The organism is Variovorax paradoxus (assembly GCF_030811855.1).
Taxonomy (GTDB): domain Bacteria; phylum Pseudomonadota; class Gammaproteobacteria; order Burkholderiales; family Burkholderiaceae_C; genus Variovorax; species Variovorax paradoxus_L.
Window position 1 is genome coordinate 90,290 of record NZ_JAUSRN010000004.1, and the last position, 17,521, is coordinate 107,810.

At 67.2% G+C, this 17,521-nt stretch carries 17 protein-coding genes; 14 read left to right on the plus strand and 3 right to left on the minus strand.

Annotated features, from left to right (window positions below; genetic code table 11):
- Positions 1 to 5 precede the first annotated feature (5 nt).
- From J2X92_RS10235 to J2X92_RS10245, 3 genes are all read right to left on the minus strand, one after another.
- On the minus strand, positions 6 to 848 hold the full coding sequence (locus J2X92_RS10235) for a beta-ketoacyl synthase chain length factor (RefSeq protein WP_307575417.1): 843 nt from the start codon (positions 846 to 848) through the stop codon (positions 6 to 8).
- Complete coding sequence (locus tag J2X92_RS10240; RefSeq protein ID WP_307575419.1) at positions 845 to 2,047, minus strand: beta-ketoacyl-[acyl-carrier-protein] synthase family protein; 1,203 nt, start codon at positions 2,045 to 2,047, stop codon at positions 845 to 847. The genes J2X92_RS10235 and J2X92_RS10240 overlap by 4 nt, the downstream gene beginning before the upstream one ends.
- 150 nt (positions 2,048 to 2,197) lie before the next feature.
- A complete protein-coding gene (locus J2X92_RS10245) occupies positions 2,198 to 3,556 on the minus strand; it encodes an AmpG family muropeptide MFS transporter (RefSeq protein ID WP_307575421.1) in 1,359 nt (452 codons plus the stop codon).
- A gap of 76 nt (positions 3,557 to 3,632) precedes the next feature.
- Between J2X92_RS10245 and J2X92_RS10250 the strand changes: the two genes are divergently transcribed.
- From J2X92_RS10250 to J2X92_RS10315, 14 genes are all read left to right on the plus strand, one after another.
- Positions 3,633 to 4,496: a M48 family metallopeptidase gene (locus J2X92_RS10250; protein WP_307575423.1), complete on the plus strand. Its 864-nt coding sequence runs from the start codon at positions 3,633 to 3,635 to the stop codon at positions 4,494 to 4,496.
- Between the two features lie 243 nt (positions 4,497 to 4,739).
- Positions 4,740 to 6,467, plus strand: a complete 1,728-nt coding sequence (atzF, locus tag J2X92_RS10255) for an allophanate hydrolase (RefSeq protein WP_307575425.1) — start codon at positions 4,740 to 4,742, stop codon at positions 6,465 to 6,467.
- A gap of 17 nt (positions 6,468 to 6,484) precedes the next feature.
- Positions 6,485 to 7,489, plus strand: coding sequence for an ABC transporter substrate-binding protein (locus J2X92_RS10260; protein WP_307575427.1), 1,005 nt, complete (start codon positions 6,485 to 6,487; stop codon positions 7,487 to 7,489).
- A gap of 2 nt (positions 7,490 to 7,491) precedes the next feature.
- Positions 7,492 to 8,325: an ABC transporter permease gene (locus J2X92_RS10265; protein ID WP_307575429.1), complete on the plus strand. Its 834-nt coding sequence runs from the start codon at positions 7,492 to 7,494 to the stop codon at positions 8,323 to 8,325.
- Entirely contained in the window at positions 8,322 to 9,155 is an 834-nt protein-coding gene (locus tag J2X92_RS10270) for an ABC transporter ATP-binding protein (RefSeq protein ID WP_307575431.1), read from the plus strand. The genes J2X92_RS10265 and J2X92_RS10270 overlap by 4 nt, the downstream gene beginning before the upstream one ends.
- A complete protein-coding gene (hpxZ, locus tag J2X92_RS10275; RefSeq protein ID WP_307575433.1) occupies positions 9,152 to 9,532 on the plus strand; it encodes an oxalurate catabolism protein HpxZ in 381 nt (126 codons plus the stop codon). Before J2X92_RS10270 ends, hpxZ begins: the two co-directional genes overlap by 4 nt.
- A gap of 53 nt (positions 9,533 to 9,585) precedes the next feature.
- Positions 9,586 to 10,704 (plus strand): BMP family ABC transporter substrate-binding protein, encoded by a 1,119-nt coding sequence (locus J2X92_RS10280; RefSeq protein ID WP_055800464.1) that lies wholly within the window; start codon positions 9,586 to 9,588, stop codon positions 10,702 to 10,704.
- A gap of 19 nt (positions 10,705 to 10,723) precedes the next feature.
- Positions 10,724 to 11,815, plus strand: a complete 1,092-nt coding sequence (locus J2X92_RS10285; RefSeq protein ID WP_307575435.1) for an ABC transporter permease — start codon at positions 10,724 to 10,726, stop codon at positions 11,813 to 11,815.
- Positions 11,812 to 12,735: an ABC transporter permease gene (locus tag J2X92_RS10290; protein ID WP_307575436.1), complete on the plus strand. Its 924-nt coding sequence runs from the start codon at positions 11,812 to 11,814 to the stop codon at positions 12,733 to 12,735. Before J2X92_RS10285 ends, J2X92_RS10290 begins: the two co-directional genes overlap by 4 nt.
- 5 nt (positions 12,736 to 12,740) lie before the next feature.
- Entirely contained in the window at positions 12,741 to 13,742 is a 1,002-nt protein-coding gene (locus J2X92_RS10295; RefSeq protein WP_307575438.1) for a formamidase, read from the plus strand.
- Positions 13,739 to 14,440 (plus strand): biuret amidohydrolase, encoded by a 702-nt coding sequence (gene biuH, locus J2X92_RS10300; RefSeq protein ID WP_307575440.1) that lies wholly within the window; start codon positions 13,739 to 13,741, stop codon positions 14,438 to 14,440. Before J2X92_RS10295 ends, biuH begins: the two co-directional genes overlap by 4 nt.
- 7 nt (positions 14,441 to 14,447) lie before the next feature.
- Entirely contained in the window at positions 14,448 to 16,043 is a 1,596-nt protein-coding gene (locus J2X92_RS10305) for an ABC transporter ATP-binding protein (protein ID WP_307575442.1), read from the plus strand.
- 28 nt (positions 16,044 to 16,071) lie between these two features.
- Positions 16,072 to 16,743, plus strand: a complete 672-nt coding sequence (locus J2X92_RS10310; protein WP_307575444.1) for a cysteine hydrolase family protein — start codon at positions 16,072 to 16,074, stop codon at positions 16,741 to 16,743.
- Entirely contained in the window at positions 16,740 to 17,519 is a 780-nt protein-coding gene (locus J2X92_RS10315) for a GntR family transcriptional regulator (RefSeq protein WP_307575445.1), read from the plus strand. The genes J2X92_RS10310 and J2X92_RS10315 overlap by 4 nt, the downstream gene beginning before the upstream one ends.
- Positions 17,520 to 17,521 lie beyond the last annotated feature (2 nt).

Consider the following 17,521-nt stretch of genomic DNA (forward strand, 5'->3'; position numbering starts at 1 on the left):
GAGCTTCAGTCCTGGACGCGCTGCAGTTGAAGCCGCAGCGAAAGGGCCGAAGACAGCGGCAGCTCGAGCGGCGGCGGGTCGTCTTCGACGCGCGCCAGCGATTCGAACAGGCCGAGGGCGTGGGCCATCGGGTTGATGTGCGCCAGCGTCTTGGCGGCATCGGAAGCAGGCGGTGCCGGCAACGTGCCGCCGCCGTTTTCCTGCAGCGACCACTCGAGCGAGGCCACGGTGCGCGCCGTGCGCTCGGGTGCGATCACCAGCGCCACGGCCAGGAGGCCTTGGCTGTCGGTCACGGAGGTCAGTGCACCCACGGTGGGCGTGTCGTAGCCCACCAGCAGCACCGGCGACTGGTCGGCGGCGCACTGCACCGCCGCTTCGAGCAGTCCGGCGGCAAAGCTGTTTTCGTAGGCCGAGACCGAGTTGCTGGCCGCCATGCAACCGGTGCCGATGGTCCAGTAGCCCACGGCCGCGTTGTGCACCGAGTTGTGAAAGCGCGTGGGCGACAGCACCGTAGGATCGGTGGCCAGCGTGCTGCACATGTAGTCGTTGATCGAAAGGTCGCCGTGTGCCGAGACGAACACGCAGGGCACGTCGGCCGCGTTACGGCCCGAGCCGGCCATCGATGCGGCCGCCACCTCGAGCGCCAGCGCCACGGTGTCAGGTGCGCGGCGGCGCTCCGCCGGTGCCAGCACCTGCGGCGACGGGCGCTTGGCGGGCGGGTCGGCCAGCGCGCCTTCGCCGCGGAAGGCGGCGCGGGCGGCGTCCCAGCCGGGCAGGGTGGGCGTCCAGAAGGCGGGGCCTTCGATGTAGAGAGTCGGGGGCTTCGGAGCCTGGTGGGTGACGGTCATGCCGCAGCCTTGCCGAACACCAGCGAGCAGTTGTTGCCGCCGAAGCCAAAGGAGTTGGTCAGCGCGTAGCGAACCTCGCCGTGCGCGGGCTGCAGCCTGATCTGCGGGCCGAAGCCTGTGTCGAGTTCATTCGTGTTCACCGTGCCCGGCATCAGCCCGCGCTCGATCGCGAGCAGGCTGATCACCGATTCGACGATGCCCGCCGCGCCCAGCGTGTGGCCCATGAAGCCCTTGGTCGAACTGGCATGGGTGCTCGCCGGAAAGCGCCGCGCCACCAGCGCGCCTTCAACCTCGTCGTTCTTTTGGCTCGCGGTGCCGTGCATGTTGATGTAGTCGATCGCGTCGGGCGCCAGGCCCGCGCGCGCCAGCGCCTCGTCGAGCGCGCGTTCGGCGCCCAGGCCTTCGGGGTGCGGAGTCGACATATGGTGCGCATCGCTGGCTTCGCCGTAGCCGAGCAGCCGCAGCGGCGCGCCGCCCTCGTCCTGCACCCGCTCCACCAGCGCAAAGCCGGCCGCCTCGCCGAGGCTGATGCCCTTGCGGCCGGCGTCGAAGGGCCGGCACGGTTCGTTCGACACCAGTTCGAGCGAGTTGAAGCCGAACAGCACGCTGCCGCACAGCGTGTCGACCCCGCCCACCACCGCAGCGTCGGCCAGGCCGAGGCGAATCAGCCGTTCGGCCGAGGCAAACACCTTGGCGCTCGACGAGCAGGCGGTGGAGATCGTTTCGCTGGGCCCGGTGAGCCCGAGCACCTGCTGCACGAACATGGCCAGCGAATGCGGGGTGTGCACCGCCGCGCGGCGCTGGTTTTCTGGAAACAGCCCGTCGGCATCGAGCTGCGTGTAGGCGAGCTCGGTTTCGCCGATGCTGGACGTCGAGGTGCCCAGGATCAGTGCGATGCGCGAGGCGCCGTACTTGGCTCGCGCGGCGGTCACGGCTTCGAGGAATCCGTCCGCATGCAGGCCCAGCCAGGCCAGGCGGTTGTTGCGGCAGTCCCAGGAGGCCAGTGCTTCGGGCAGGCGAATGTCTTCGAGCCCGTCGACCCGGCCTATCCACGTGGGCAGAGGCGCGTCGCCGAAATCGTTGGCGCGCAGGCCGCTGCGCGAGTGAGCGAGTGCCTCGGCGAGCGGCTCCTTGCCGACGCCGACGGCCGATGTGGCCGTGAAGGCGCTGATCTGAAGAGGAGAAATGCGGGGCGGCACGTTGCTTGTGGGGGTTGGCGGGGGCGGAGTGAGAGGGAAACGCTTTTTTCCAAAGCGAGGCGAAAGTAACTTGAAAGGTAACCTAATTGTCAAAGCCTACCAGTTGAGCGGGCCGCGCTGCGTCAGCTGTTTTCCTATAAGGCCCGTGCTCTATTGACGCTCGGCCGGGCCTGTGGTCGTGGTGATGCGGGCGGCCAGGCCCACCAGCAGCAGCACCGGCACGCCCAAAAGGGCGGTAGCGGTAAAGAACTGGGCATAGCCGTAGGCATCGACGAACACGCCCGAGTAGCCGGCAATGAACTTGGGCAGCAGCAGCATCAGCGAGCTGAACAGGGCGTACTGCGTGGCCGAGTAGCTGATGTTCGTGAGGCTCGACAGGTAGGCGATGAAGGCCGCCGAGGCGATGCCGCCCGCCAGGTTGTCGGCCGACACCACCGCGATCAGCGCGGTCAGGTCGTGCCCGCGCGAGGCCAGCCAGGCAAAGAGCAGGTTGCTTGCGGCGCTGAGCACCGCACCCAACATCAGCACCCGCATCACGCCCAGGCGCATCGACAGCACGCCGCCCACGAAGGCGCCCGCCAGCGTCATGACCACGCCGTAGATCTTGCTTACCGTGGCCACCTCGTCCTTGGTGAAGCCCATGTCGACGTAGAACGGGTTGGCCATGATGCCCATCACCACGTCGCTGATGCGGTAGATCGCAATCAGCGAGAGGATCAGCGCGGCCTGCCACTTATAGCGGCGGATGAAATCGGCAAAGGGCTCGATCAGAACGCTTTGCAGCCATTCGGCGGCGTTCTTCGCCTTGGGCAGCACGCGCCGCACCGGCTCGGGCGAGAGCAGCACCGTGAGCACGCCGACCGCCATCGACGCCGCCATCACCAGGTAGGCCGTTTTCCAGGCGCCGTTCTGGTAGGCCGCGGCACCCGTGGCCGGAGCCACCTCGGCCCAGGCCGCGACCCACAGCACGCCGGCGCCGGCCCAGATCATCGCCAGCCGGTAGCCGGTTTGGTAGGCGGCGGCGAGCGCGGCTTGCTTGCGCGTTTCGGCCGACTCGATGCGGAAGGCGTCGAGCGCGATGTCCTGCGTGGCCGAACCGAAGGCCACCAGCAGTGCGCACCAGATCAGCGGGGTGAGGCCGTTGCGGGGGTCGTTGAGTGCCATGCCGACCAGTCCCACGATCACCAGCCCCTGCGCCAGCAGCAGCCAGCCGCGCCGGCGTCCCAGCAGCGTGGTGAGCGGCGGCAGCGGCAGCCGGTCGACCAGCGGCGCCCAGACCCACTTGAAGCCGTAGGCCAGCCCGACCCAGCTCAGGTAGCCGATGGTGGTGCGGTCGATGCCCGCCTCGCGCAGCCGAAAGCTCAGCGTGCCCAGCACCAGCAGCAGCGGCAGCCCGGCGGAAAAGCCGAGTGCCAGCATGCGCAGGGTGGCGGGCTCGAGATAGACCTTCAGCGCGTCGCGCCAGGGCAGGGAGGGGGCGGTGGAAGTTTCGGCGGGCTGGGCAGACATGAGCCTCGGATTGTCCATGAGGGCGCGCCGCGCGCCGAGCGGTCTTTTTGTCGGCAATTGTTCCTATGATCCGCGCATGTGCACACGATGCGAGTCCTTCGTTTCTTCCGCGGCTTTGGCTTCCCGCTCCTCGGCCTGGCAGCCGCGGCGGGCTTTTTTGCTTGCGGCGGCCGGCGCGGTGCTCACGGGCCCGGCGCTGGCGCAGGTGAACGTGGGCAATGCATCGATGGCGCGCAACCTCGTGCCGGCCGATCGCATCGAGGCTGCCGGCGTGCAGCAATACGGCCAGCTGCTCGAAAAGGCGCGCGCCAAGGGGGCGCTTGCCGGCGACGGCAATGCGCAGCTGCAGCGGCTGCGCACCATCGCAAACCGCCTGATTCCCTTCGCCACGCCATGGAACACCCGGGCGCAGCAGTGGAAATGGGAGGTCAACCTCATCGGCAGCAAGCAGATCAACGCCTTCTGCATGCCCGGCGGCAAGATCGCCTTCTTCACCGGCATCCTCGATCAGCTCAAGCTCAGCGACGACGAGGTCGCGATGGTGATGGGGCATGAAATGGCGCACGCGCTGCGCGAGCATGCGCGTGCCCGCCTGGCCAAGAGCGCCGGCACCGGCGCCGCGCTCTCCATCGGTGCGCAGCTGCTGGGCCTCGGCCAGATGGGTGACCTGGCGGCCCGTGCCGGCACGCAGCTGCTCACGCTGAAATTCAGCCGCAGCGACGAGACCGAGGCCGATCTCGTCGGCCTGGAGCTCGCGGCTCGCGCCGGCTACGACCCCCAGGCCTCGGTGTCGCTCTGGAAGAAGATGGCCGCGGCGTCTAAAAACCAGGGCGGGCTGAGTTTTCTTTCCACGCACCCGAGCGGACCGGATCGTATTCAGCAACTCGAAGCGAATCTGCCGAAGGTGGAGAAGCTTTACAGGGAAGCCAAGCGGGGCTGACGTGTGAGCTTTCACCTTTTCTGAAAGAAGGCGGGGCTGATGTCTGACTCCCTCTCCCTCTGGGAGAGGGCGGGGGTGAGGGCAGCGGCCTTCACATCTGAGCCGCGCTTTATCGGCGGCACGGAGCCCCCACCCCAACCCTCTCCCAGAGGGTGAGGGAGTAAGTCCGCCACGACATTGAAAGAGGCTGATCCGCCTGGCACATTGCTTGCATCTCGACTTGTACACAAGTTTGGATGCCTGATGATGGTGCATGAAAAAAACGGATCGGCTGCCGCGGCGTGGATCGCATGCTTCGAAGAGCCCATGCCCGGCGCAGACACCGGAAGCCGCCCGCTCGCCGGCCTGCGCTTTGCCGTCAAGGACAACATCGATGTGGCCGGCGTGCCCACCACGGCCGCCTGTCCGACCTTCGACCGGCGGCCCTTGGTGCATGCGGCGGTGGTGCAGAAACTGCTCGATGCCGGTGCATCGCTGCTCGGCAAGACCAACCTCGACCAGTTCGCCTGCGGCCTGAACGGCACCCGCTCTCCATATGGCGAAGTGCCCAATGCCTTCGATCCGCGCTATGTCTCCGGCGGCTCCAGCTCGGGCTCGGCCTACGTGGTGGCCACCGGCGAGGTCGATTTCGCCCTCGGTACCGACACCGCCGGCTCCGGACGCGTTCCGGCCGGGCTCAACAACATCGTCGGCATCAAGCCCTCACGCGGCCTGCTGAGCGCCTTCGGCGTGGTGCCCGCGGCCCAGAGTGCGGACTGCGTGTCGATCTTCGCGCGCACGGTAGGCCTGGCTGTAGACGTGCTTCTTGCGGCTGCGGGTCCGGACGCGCGCGACCCCTATTCGCGTGAACTCGCGCTGCGCACCGACCCATTTCCCTCGGCCTTCTGCTTCGGCGTCCCCGACACGCTGAGCTTCTTCGGCGACAGCGTGGCCGAAGAAGCCTTCCGCGATGCGCAGGCGCGGCTTGTCGCGCTCGGCGGCACGGCAGTGATCATTCCCTACGCGCCGTTGGCCGAAGCCGCCGCGCTGCTCTATGAAAGCGCGCTGGTAGCCGAGCGCTATGCCGCGGTGCGCGAGTTCTTCGATGCGCACGGCTCGCAGGTGATCGAGCCGGTGCGCGGCATCCTCGAGAGTGGCCGCGGCTACAGCGCCGCCGACGTGTTCCAGGCGCAGTCCCGGCTGCGCGCATTCGCACAGCAGGCCGAGCCGATGTGGCGCGGCATCGACGTGCTGCTGGTGCCGACCGCGCCCACGCACTACACGCGCGAACAGATGCGCGCCGACCCGGTCGTGCTCAATCGCAACCTGGGTGCGTACACCAACTTCGTCAACCTGCTCGACTACGCCGCCATCTCGGTGCCCAGCGCGATCCGCGCCGACGGCCTGCCCTTCGGCATCACCCTGATCGGCCCCTGCGGCAGCGATCTCGCCCTGGCCGATCTGGGCCAGCGCTACCACCACGCCACCGGCCTGCCGCAGGGCGCCACGGGGTTACCGCTGCCCGAACCGAAGCCCGTGCCGGGCCTAGGCGCGCCAGTGGTGCAGGCCATGCCGATCGCGGTCGTCGGCGCGCACCTTTCGGGCATGCCGCTCAACGGCCAGCTCACCGAGCGTGGCGCCACGCTGCTGTGCGCCACCACCACTTCGCCCCGCTACAGCCTGCATGCCTTGCCCGGCACGGTGCCGCCCAAGCCGGGACTGCAGCGCTGCCCCAGCGGCGGAACGGCCATCGCGCTCGAAGTGTGGTCCGTTCCGCTCGCGCAGGTCGGCAGCTTCCTGGCGCTGATTCCGCCCCCGCTGGGCCTGGGCAGCGTCGAGCTGGCCGACGGCAGCTGGGTGCACGGCTTCATCTGCGAGGGCCACGCACTGGCCAATGCGGAAGACGTGAGCCGCCACGGCGGCTGGCGCGCCTACATCGCGAGCCGCACCCCTGCCGCTGCCAGCGCTTCTTTCAAAGCCATTCCAACCTGAACGATCGAGGAGTCTTCATGCGCATCCCTGAGAAATTGCCCGCCGCCGCGTCGCGCCGCCAGTTGCTGCAGGCCGGCGCCGCGGGGCTGGCCGTGCTGGCCGCGCCCGCCATCGTGCGCGCGCAAGCCGCACCGAAGATCCGCATCGGCTTCTGGCCCGTGGCCGCGGGGCTGCCCTTCTTTGCCGCGGTCGATCGCGGCTATTTCAAGGAAGCGGGTCTGGACGTGGAGCCGCTCAAGTTCGCGGGTGCGCAGCAGGTGATGGAGGGCATGCTGGCGGGCCGCTGCGACGGCAGCTCCAACGGCACGGGTTCGGCCAACCTCGCCATCGGCGAGATCGCGCAGCCGGGACTCTTCAAGATCTTCTGCACCAACCCGAGCAACGCCAAGTTCGTGCTCGACGAATTCATCGTCGCCAAGGACAGCCCGGTCAAGACCATGGCCGAGTTGGCCGGCAGGAAGATCGCGTCCGGCCCCGGCATCCAGAACGTGACCCTGTGCAAGACCATGCTCGAGCGCGCGGGCGCCAAGGGCGCCACCGTGAGCGAGCTGCCCATCGGCCAGCACGTGGCCGCGCTCGTCGCAGGGCAGGTCGACGCTTGCTACACGCTCGAACCCACCGGCACCGTCGGCCGCATGAACGGCACCACGCGCGTCATCGAGGCTGGCGTGGTGGCCAAGTACATTCTCGGCGACCCTATGGCGCCCTGGCACGGCGGTGCGGCCAGCCTCACCAGCGAGTTCATCAAGAAGAACCCCGAAGTGGCAAAGAAATACATCGCCGCCTATGCGCGCGGCGTGGAACTGGTGCGCACCAAGCCCGACGACGCGCGCCAGCACATGAAGGGCTACACCGCCATCGAAGGCAGTCTCACGGCCGAAGTGCCGCTCGCCTCTTACATGCTCTACAACGAGTTCAAGCCGAGCGACGTGGCGTACTTTCAGAAGTTCTACGACCTGTTCACCGAAAAGGGCATCTTCGAGAAGAAGGTCCTGGTGGACGGCCTGCTCTACAAGGCCTGACCATGGCCGACGCAAGCACGACCACGGCCACGCCGTGGACACCGCCGGCCGCTGGCGCCACCACGGCGGCAGTACCCAAGCCGCCGCTGCGCGATCGGCTGCTGCCTTTCATCGGACCCGTGGTGCTATTCATTGTCTGGGACCTGGCGGTGCGGCTCGGCTTCATCAAGCCGATCCTGCTGCCCACGCCCGCCGACACCGTTGCGGCGCTCATCACGGGGCTTGCGGGCGGGCCGCTGCTCACCGACTTCGCGATGACCGTGTGGCGCACGCTGCAGGCCTTTGCCATTGCGGCGGTGGTTGGCGTGCCGCTGGGCGTGCTGCTCGGCAGCAACGAGAAGGCCTACCGCAGCGTCGAGTTCCTGATCGACTTCTTCCGCTCCACGCCTTCGTCCGCGCTGATCCCACTGTTCCTCTTGATCTTCGGCGTGTCGGACGTCAACAAGGTGGCGATCGCGGCTTTCGGTGCTTTGCTGATCGTGGTGTTCAACAGTGCCTACGGCGTGATCAATGCGCGCAAGCAGCGCGTGATGGCCGCGCGCGTCATGGGCGCCTCGCGCTGGCAGATCTTCAAGGACGTGCTGGTGTGGGAAAGCCTTCAGCCCAGCTTCGTGGGACTGCGCTCGGCGGTGTCGATGGCACTGGTGATCGTCATCGTGGCCGAGATGTTCATCGGCTCCGACACCGGCCTTGGCCACCGAATCATCGATGCGCAGCAGGTGCTCAACGTGAAGAGCATGTACGCGGCCATCCTCGCGGCGGGTGCGCTGGGCTATGCGCTCAACATCCTTTTCCTGCTTGCCGAGCGCCGCATCGTGCATTGGAGCGGACGATGAAAGTGACGCCCGACATCGTCGTCAACGGCCCGGTGTATGCCGACGTGCCCAAGCCCGTCTTCAAGCCCGGCCCGGCCGGCACGCACATCACCATTCGCGGGCTCACCAAGTACTTCGCGGGCTGGCCGCTGTACGAGAACTTCGACCTCGACATTCCCAAGCACCGGATCGTCTCGGTGTTCGGGCCCAACGGCTGCGGCAAGTCCACGCTCATCAACATGATCGCGGGGCTCGTTCCCATCGACTCGGGCGAGATCCTGTTCGACGGCAAAGAGCGCAAGGACACCAAGATCGGCTACGTGTTCCAGAACTACCGCGAGGCGATGTTCCCGTGGATGCGCACCATCGACAACATCGCCTATCCGCTGAAGCTCGAAGGGCGCAGCAAGGCCGAGGTCGATCGGCGTATGGAAGAGCTGGTGGCGTCGTTCGACGTCAAGTTCGACCTCAAGCGCTTTCCCTACGAACTCTCTGGGGGCCAGCAGCAGACCGCATCGATCATGCGGGCGCTCGCGCCCAACCCCGAGGTGCTGTTTCTCGACGAGCCTTTTTCTGCGCTCGATTTCGAGATGACGCTCTTCATCCGCGAGAAGCTGCAGGAAGTGTTCATGCAGACCGGCACCACCATGCTTCTGGTGTCGCACGATCTCGAAGAGGCCGTGTACCTGGCTGACGAGGTGCTGCTCCTGACCAAGCGGCCGACCAAGGTGGCCGAGATCCTGCGCTACGGTGATGCACGCCCGCGCACCATCGAGACACTGAGCAGCGACAGCTTCGTCGCAATGAAGAAGCTCAGCCTCGACATCTTTCAGCGAGAGGTCCGCCGATGACCCCGGAAATCAACATTCCCGAAGTGCTCGCCGAAGTGAGGGCCGTGTTCGCGCGCTACGAAGAAGCGCTCGTCGCCAATCAGCGCGCGGTGCTCGACGAATTGTTCTGGAACAGCCCGCACACGTTGCGCTACGGCTTCTCGGAGAACCACTACGGCCACGCCGACATCTGCGCCTTCCGCGCCTCGCTGCCGGTGCAGAGCCCGCCGCGCGAGCTGCTGCGCACCGTCATCACCACCTACGGCCGCGACTTTGCGACGGCCAACGTCGAGTTCCGCCGCGAAGGCAGCCGCCAGATCGGCCGCCAGAGCCAGACCTGGCTGCGCACCGCCGAAGGCTGGCGCGTGGTCGCCGCGCACGTGAGCCTGATGGACTGAACACGCAGGCACATTTTTTGCACCCCACCTTGTATCCAAGATCGGAGAACGTCATGACCAGCCCCATCAATCGCCGCGATTCCCTCAAATCCCTGGCTGCGCTCGGCGCCGCCGGCACCCTGGGGGGCTGGAGCGCCCTTGCCGGTGCACAAGCCAAGCCGCTGACCGTCGGCGTGATCTACGTCGGTGCACGCGACGACTACGGCTACAACCAGGCGCACGCCATGGCCGCGGCCGAGGTCAAGAAGCTGCCGGGCGTCAAGGTGGTGGAAGAAGAGAACGTGCCCGAGACCGCCGCCGTGCAGAAGACCATGGCCGGCATGATCTCGCAGGATGGTGCCAAGCTGCTGTTCCCCACGTCGTTCGGCTATTTCGATCCGCACATCCTCGCGGTGGCGCCCAAGAACCCCGACGTGCGCTTTTCGCATTGCGGCGGCCTCTGGACCGAAGGCAAGCACCCCAAGAACGCCGGCAGTTTCTTCGGCTACATCGACGAATGCCAGTTCCTGAACGGCGTGATCGCGGCCCACATGACCAAGAGCAACAAGATCGCCTTCGTCGCCGCCAAGCCCATTCCGCAGGTGCTGCGCAACATCAACGCCTTCACGCTCGGCGCGCGCTCGGTCAAGCCGAACATCACCTGCAGCGTGATCTTCACGGGTGACTGGTCGATGGCCGTGAAGGAAGCCGAAGCCACCAACAGCCTGGCCGACCAGGGCTGCGACGTGTTCACCATGCACGTCGATGGTCCCAAGGTGGTGGTCGAGACAGCAGCCAAGCGCGGCAAGATGGTCTGCGGCTACCACGCGAGCCAGGCCAAGCTGGCGCCCAACGCCTACCTCACGGGTGCCGAGTGGAACTGGCTCACCGCCTACAAGACCGCCATCGAAGCCGCGCAAAGCGGCAAGCCGCACCCCAACTTCCTGCGCGGCGGCCTGAAGGAAGGCTACGTGAAGATGTCCGCCTACGGCCCCATGGTGCCGGACGCCGCGAAGAAGCAGGCCGACGAGATCAAGGCCAAGATGATCGCGGGCACCTTCGACATCTTCAAGGACGGCATCAAGGACAACAAGGGCGCCGTCGTGGTGCCGGCCGGCAAGGTGCTGAAGCAGACCGACCTCGAGCTGGAAAAGATGAACTACCTGGTCGAAGGCGTCATCGGTTCGGCCTGACACGCGCCGCATCGACGCCATGCGCCACGCGCTCAAGGAATTCGCCCTGCCGGTGTTCGCCATTGCGGCGGCGCTGCTGTTGTTCGGCGTGCTGGTCGCCTTTGCCGGGGTCGATCCGGTGGAGGTCTGGGCGACGCTCTTCAAGGGCGCGTTCGGCGACTGGTTCTCATGGCAGAACACCCTGCAGCGCGCCGCGCCGCTGATGCTCACGGCCCTGTGCGTGGCGCTGCCGGCGCGCGCAGGTCTCATCGTCATTGGCGGCGAAGGCGCGCTGGTGTTGGGTGGCCTGGCAGCGGCCGCGCTCGCGCATGCGATCCCGCTGCCCGGCAACATGACGGGGACGGCGATGGTCTGCCTTGCCGGTGCGTTGGCCGGCGCTTTGTGGATCGTGCTTGCGGGCTGGCTGCGCCAGTACCGCGGCATCAACGAAACCATCAGCAGCCTTCTCTTGGCTTACATCGCGATCGGAATCTTCAAGCACCTGGTCGAAGGGCCGCTGCGCGACCCGGCGAGCCTCAACAAACCCTCGACCTATGCGCTCGACGCCGGCTTGCTGATCGGCGGCATCGGTGGCTCCGACGTGCACTGGGGATTCGTCATCGGTGTGGTGGCTTGCCTGGGGCTCGGATGGTGGCTGCGCGCCACGGCCTCGGGCTTTTCAGTGCGCGTGGTCGGCGGCAATCCACGCACGGCGCAGCTCGTCGGCCTGCCGGCCACGCGGCTCATCCTCGGCGCCTGCGGACTCGGCGGCGCTTGCGCGGGGCTCGCGGGCGCGGTCGAGGTGGCGGCGGTGCACACCAACGCGAATGCGTCGCTGATCGCGGGCTACGGCTATGCGGGCATCCTCGTGTCCTTCATCGCGCGGCACAACCCGGTGGCCATCGTGCCGGTCGCCATTCTCTTTGGCGGCTTCGGTGCGGCCGGCAGTTTGCTACAGCGCCGCCTCGGGCTGCCCGATGCCTCGGTGCTGGTGCTGCAAGGCATCGCCTTCGTGCTGATCCTTGCGAGCGAGGGTTTGCGCATGGTCGATTGGAAGGCGCTGGGCCGCAAGGCCATTCCCAAGGCGAATGCAGCAGCTGCTGCGGCACCAGCCGCGGAGGCCGTCCAATGACCGCGGACCAGTGGATCGCCCTCGTGGCCGGCATCGTCGGCGGTGCGTTGCGCGTCGGCGCGCCATTCCTGTTCGTGAGCCTGGGCGAATGCCTCACTGAAAAATCGGGCCGCATCAACCTCGGGCTCGAAGGCGTGTTGGTGCTCTCGGCCATGGCGGCTTTCGGCGGCGCGTATCTCACCGATTCGGCGTGGCTCGGCGTGCTGATCGGCGCGGTGGCGGGCGCGCTGCTCGCGCTGCTGCACGGCCTTTTGTGCTCGCTCGATCGCGTGAACGACGTGGCCACCGGCATCGCACTGATGCTGCTCGGCACCGGCCTGGCGTTCTACCTGGGCAAGCCGCTCATCCAGCCGCAGGCGCCGCAGATTCCCGCTATACCGCTCGGCTTCTGGAGCGACAACCCGGTGGTGCGCTCCGCCTTGCAGCTCAATGCGCTGGTGCCCTTGGGCGTGGTGCTGGCCGTACTGCTGTGGTGGGGCTTTGCGCGTACCCGCGCCGGCCTGCTGGTACGCATGGCCGGCGATTCGGCGCAGGCCACGCGCGCGCTCGGCTATTCGGTTTCGGGCCTGCGCATTGCGGCAACCACGGCGGGCGGTTTCATCGCGGGGCTGGGCGGCGCATCGCTCACGCTGTTCTATCCGGGCAGCTGGAACGAAGGCATCTCGAGCGGACAGGGCCTGATCGCGGTGGCGCTGGTGATCTTCGCGCGCTGGAGCCCGCTGCGTTGCGTGGGCGCGGCGCTGCTCTTCGGCGGCGCGGGCGCCATCGGACCCGCGCTGCAGTCCATCGGCGTCGGCTGGGGCTATCACCTGTTCAACACCGTGCCCTACGTGCTCACGCTGGTGATCCTGGTGTTCACCTGCAAGCCGGGCACGGCAGCCGCCGGAAGCCCCGGCGAACTTTCATCGACAAGGAGTTGAACGCCATGAGCGGTCTCGGAGGCCTCAACAAATCGGCGCACGGCGTTGTCGTCGGCCTGGTGCAGCTGCAGCTGCCGAGCGTGAAGACGCCGGCAGACCTGGCTGCGCAGACGCAGCGCATCTGCGGCATGGTGGCCAAGGCGCGCCGCAACCAGTCGACGATGGACCTGGTGGTGTTTCCCGAATACGCGTTGCACGGCCTCTCGATGGACATGAACCCCGAGATCATGTGCACGCTCGACGGGCCCGAGGTGGCCGCGTTCAAGGCCGCCTGCATCGAGCACCGCATCTGGGGCTGCTTCTCGATCATGGAAGCCAACCCGGGCGGCAACCCGTACAACAGCGGGCTCATCATCGACGCCGAGGGCGAGATCAGGCTCTATTACCGCAAGCTGCATCCGTGGGTGCCGGTGGAACCATGGGAGCCCGGCAACTTGGGCGTGCCGGTATGCGACGGACCCAATGGCAGCAAGCTGTCACTCATCATCTGCCACGACGGCATGTTTCCCGAGATGGCGCGCGAGGCCGCATACAACGGTGCCGACATCATCCTGCGCACGGCCGGCTACACCGCACCGGTGCGGCATGCGTGGAAGATCACCAACCAGGCCAACGCCTTCTGCAACCTGGCCTACACCGCGAGCGTGTGCCTGTGCGGCAGCGACGGCAGCTTCGACTCGATGGGCGAGGGCATGTTCTGCAACTTCGACGGCACGGTGCTGGTCGAAGGCGGCAGCCGCGTCGACGAGATCATCACCGCCGAGCTGCGGCCCGACCTTGTGCGCGAGGCACGCACCGGCTGGGGCGTGGAGAACAACATCTACCAGCTCTACCACCGCGGCTACGTGGCGGTGAAGGGCGGCGCGCAGGACTGCCCCTACACCTACATGCACGATATGGCCGCCGGAACCTACAAGCTGCCATGGAGCGCCGACGTGAAGGTGACCGACGGCAGCAGCTGCGGCTTCGCGCCGCCCGAGCGTACCTACGAAGGAAGCACGCAATGAACACCGCACCCACTCGCCACATCGCCGCCGAGCCCTATGCCTGGCCCTACAACGGCGCGCTGCGTCCCGACAACACCGCGCTCATCGTCGTCGACATGCAGACCGACTTCTGCGGCAAGGGCGGATACGTCGACGTGATGGGCTACGACCTGTCGCTGGTGCAGGCGCCGATCCAGCCCATCGCGCGCACGCTGGCGGCGCTGCGGCCACTGGGCTATCACGTCATCCACACGCGCGAAGGCCACCGGCCTGACCTGGCCGACCTGCCGGCCAACAAGCGCTGGCGTTCGCGGCAGATTGGCGCCGGCGGCGTGGGCATTGGCGACGACGGGCCGTGCGGGCGCATCCTGGTGCGCGGCGAGCCGGGCTGGGAGATCATTCCCGAACTGGCGCCGCTGCCTGGCGAGGTGGTGATCGACAAGCCCGGCAAGGGCTCGTTCTACGCGACGGACCTGGAGCTGATCCTGCGCACGCGCGGCATCGAAAACCTGATTCTTGCGGGCATCACCACCGACGTCTGCGTGCACACCACCATGCGCGACGCCAACGACCGCGGCTTCGAATGCCTGCTGCTGTCCGATTGCACCGCCGCCACCGACCACGGCAACCACCTGGCGGCGCTGAAGATGATCACGATGCAGGGCGGCGTGTTCGGCGCGCATGCCACCTCGCAGCAGCTGCTGGCTGCGCTGGACTGAGCGGGGCATGAGCAACACGCCCCATGCCATCGGTGCACTGCCTGCGGGCAACGGCGCGCTCGCGCTCGACACCTACGAGCTGACCAAGCGCTTCGGCGCCTTCACGGCGATGGACCGCGTGACGATGCGAGTCGAGCCCGGCACTGTGCATGCGCTGCTTGGTGAGAACGGGGCCGGCAAGAGCACGCTGGTGAAATGCGTGGCGGGCTTCCAGCGCGCGGAAGAGGGCAGCATCCTGATCGACGGCCGCGAGCAGGACATTTCCAACCCCATCGTGGCGCGCGCGCTCGGCATCGGCATGGTGTACCAGCACTTCACGCTCGCGCCGGGCATGACGGTGGCCGAGAACCTGCTGCTGGCGGGCGGCAAGACACCGGCGCTGATCGACTGGAAAACCAAGCGCGCCGAACTGAAGGAATTTCTCGCCACCACGCCCTTCAGCCTCGACCTCGACGTGCGGCCATCGGAGCTCGCCGCGGGCGAAAAGCAGAAGCTCGAACTGCTGAAGCAGCTCTACCTGAAGCCGCGCCTCCTGATCCTCGACGAACCGACCTCGGTACTCACGCCGCAGGAGGCCGACGAAGTGCTGGGTCACGTGCGCGAATTCGCGAAGAGCGGCCTGTGCACCGTGCTCATCATCACGCACAAGTTCCGCGAAGTGATGGCCTATGCCGACAGCGTGACGGTGCTGCGCCGCGGCAAGGCGGTGCACCATTGCCGCGTGGCGGACACGAGCCCGGCGCGGTTGGCTGGGGCCATGATGGGCGGCGAGGACGCTGCGGTTTCCGCACCGGCTGCATCACCCGTCGCAAGAAAGCCCGTGCCCGCTGCGGCGCCCATTGCACTGAAGGTCGAAGGACTCAAGGCGCAAGGCGACCGGGGCACCTTGGCACTGCACGACCTGGCACTTTCCGTGCGCGCTGGCGAAATCCTCGGCGTAGCGGGCGTCTCGGGCAACGGCCAGCGCGAGCTGGTCGAGGCGCTGGTCGGGCAGCGCCCACGGCTCGCCGGCAAGGTGAGCGTCATGGGCCAGCCCTACAGCGCACGGCGCGCAGAAAACCGACGTCTCAAGGTGCGCAGCCTGCCCGAGGAGCCGCTGCGCAACGCCTGCGTGGGCGACCTCAGCGTGGCGGAGAACATGGCGCTGCGCGATTTCGACAGGCCTCCGTTGTCGCGTGGCGGCGTGCTGAATTTTCCGTTCTGGCGCAACCGAGCGCGCGAGTGGATTGCCGAATACGGCGTCAAGACGCAGGGCGAGGGCGCCGCGATTCGCAGCCTCTCCGGCGGCAACGTGCAGCGCGCGGTGCTGGCGCGCGAGCTCGCCGGCGACATCAACGTGCTGATCGCCGCCAACCCCGTGTTCGGCCTCGACTTCGCCGCCGTGGCCGAGATCCACGAGCGCATCGTGCAGGTGCGTGAGAAGGGCGGGGCGGTGCTGCTCATCAGCGAAGACCTCGACGAACTGCTGGAGCTGGCCGACCGCATTGTCGTGATGAGCGAGGGACGCATCGTGTTCGAGACTTCGGCTGCAGGCGCCGAAAGGCATGTGATCGGGGCGCACATGGGCGGTGGGCACCACGAGCCACTGAAGGCTGCGGCATGAGCGGCCCTTTGAATCAAAGAGCAACACCATGCGCATAGAAGAGGCCAATCCTTTCCCCTACGAGTTCGAGATCAAGAACACCGCGCTGGTCCTCATCGACATGCAGCGCGACTTCATCGAACCCGGCGGCTTTGGCGAAACCTTGGGCAACGACGTGTCCTTGCTCGAAGCGATCGTTCCGGCGACAAAGACGGCGCTGCAAGCATGGCGGGAAGCCGGCGGCCTCGTGGTGCACACCCGGGAAGCGCACAAGCCCGATCTCTCCGACTGCCCGCCCGCCAAACGCAATCGCGGCAACCCCGCCTTGCGCATCGGCGACGAAGGCCCGATGGGCCGCATCCTCGTGGCCGGCGAACCGGGCAACCAGATCATCGAGGCGCTCGCGCCCATCGGCAATGAGCTCGTCATCGACAAACCCGGCAAGGGCGCGTTCTATGCCACCGGCTTGCATGAACTGCTGCAGCAGCGCGGCATTACGCACCTGCTGTTTGGTGGCGTCACCACCGAAGTCTGCGTGCAGACCTCGATGCGCGAAGCCAACGACCGCGGCTACGACTGCCTGCTGCTGGAAGACTGCACCGAGAGCTACTTTCCGGCCTTCAAGGCCGCCACGCTCGACATGGTGCGTGCCCAGGGCGGAATCGTCGGCTGGACCGCGCCGAGCGCCGCGCTCTTGGCGGCGCTTCGCGGCGGGCAATGACAGCGACTACCATTCCATACGTGCCTACCGTTCGTTCCCGCTCCGCTTCACCCGCTTCTGCCGTTCCCGCCGCCGGCGCGATAACCGTTTTTCGTACACGCGCCGACGAGGTCTACGCGCAACTCAAGCGCGACGTGGCCGATTTCATCCTCGTACCCGGCGACCGCTTCACCGAGAACGAGATCAGCGAGCGGCTCGGCGTCTCGCGCACGCCCGTGCGGCAGGCGCTGTTCCGCCTCCAGCAGGAAGGTTTCGTCGAGGTGCTGTTTCGCAGCGGCTGGCGCGTGCTGCCGTTCGACTTCGATCAGTTCGAGCAGCTCTACGACCTGCGCATGGTTCTGGAGACCACCGCTGTGCACCGCTTGTGCGAAGCTGACCGCCGCGTCGACCGCAGCCTGCTCGACGCGCTGGCCGACATCTGGCTGGTGCCGGTGGCCCAGCGCAGCAGCGACACCGCGCAGGTGGCGCAATGGGACGAAGCTTTTCATTGCGCGCTGGTGGCTGCCGCGGGCAACGCCGAGATGGCGCGCGTCCACAGCGACGTGACCGACCGCATCCGCATCATCCGTCGGCTCGACTTCACCCAGCAGCCGCGCATCGACGCCACCTACGACGAGCACGCGAAGATCCTCAAGGCCATTCGCGCCAACCGCGGGGACCAGGCCGCGATGCTGCTGCGCGCGCACATCGAGACCAGCCAGGCCGAGGTGCGCAAGATCACGCTGCACCAGGTGCACCTGGCGCGGCATGCCGGCAAGACGGCCGCGCCGCGCTGACC